Consider the following 1,056-nt stretch of genomic DNA (forward strand, 5'->3'; position numbering starts at 1 on the left):
ACCGACAAGGATGATGCACCACATGGGGGTCCCCTTCTCCCGAAGTTACGGGGACAATTTGCCGAATTCCTTAACCACAGTTCACCCGAACGCCTTAGTATACTCTACCAAACCACCAGTGTCGGTTTAGGGTACGGGCCGCACATGCACTCGCTAGAGGCTTTTCTCGACAGTACAGGATCACCAGCATCACCCAACAAGGGCTACGCATCACGCCTCACACAAAAACAACACGGATTTACCTATGCTGCGTGCCACACGCTTACACCACAATCCAATAAGTGGCCCAGCTACCTCCCTGCGTCACCCCATCACTTGGCTACTACCAGCTCAGGCCCCACGCACCAACACCACAACAACCTCAAAGAGACCGTTTGCGGGCCGGTGGGTGGTTAGTATCACCGATTCACCACTTTTCGCACACACACGGGTACCGGAATATCAACCGGTTATCCATCGACTACGCCTGTCGGCCTCGCCTTAGGCCCCGACTCACCCTGGGAAGACGAACTTGACCCAGGAACCCTTAGTTATACGGCGGACAAGATTCTCACTTGCCAAACGTTACTCATGCCTGCATTCTCACTCGCACACACTCCACAGTAAGGTCACCCCACTGCTTCCACACATGCACGACGCTCCCCTACCCAAACAAAAAATTGTTTGCCGCGGCTTCGGCGGTGTACTTAAGCCCCACTACATTGTCGGCGCAGAACCACTCGACCAGTGAGCTATTACGCACTCTTTCAAGGATGGCTGCTTCTAAGCCAACCTCCTGGCTGTCTTCGCGATCCCACATCCTTTTCCACTTAGCACACCCTTAGGGGCCTTAGCCGACGATCTGGGCTGTTTCCCTCTCGACCAATGGAGCTTATCCCCCACAGTCTCACTGCCACACAACACTTCAACCGGCATTCGGAGTTTGGCTGACATTGCTAAGATGATAGTCCCGCTCAACCAACCAGTAGCTCTACCTCCGGCAAGCTAATGTGACGCTGCACCTAAATGCATTTCGGGGAGAACCAGCTATCACGGAGTTTGATTAGCCTTTCACCC

1 rRNA gene is annotated in these 1,056 nt (G+C 53.9%); it reads right to left on the reverse strand.

Annotated elements, in window-relative coordinates:
- A 23S ribosomal RNA gene (locus B140_RS0111415) occupies positions 1-1,056 on the reverse strand; the annotation flags it as partial.

This window comes from Corynebacterium mastitidis DSM 44356 (assembly GCF_000375365.1).
Classification (GTDB): domain Bacteria; phylum Actinomycetota; class Actinomycetes; order Mycobacteriales; family Mycobacteriaceae; genus Corynebacterium; species Corynebacterium mastitidis.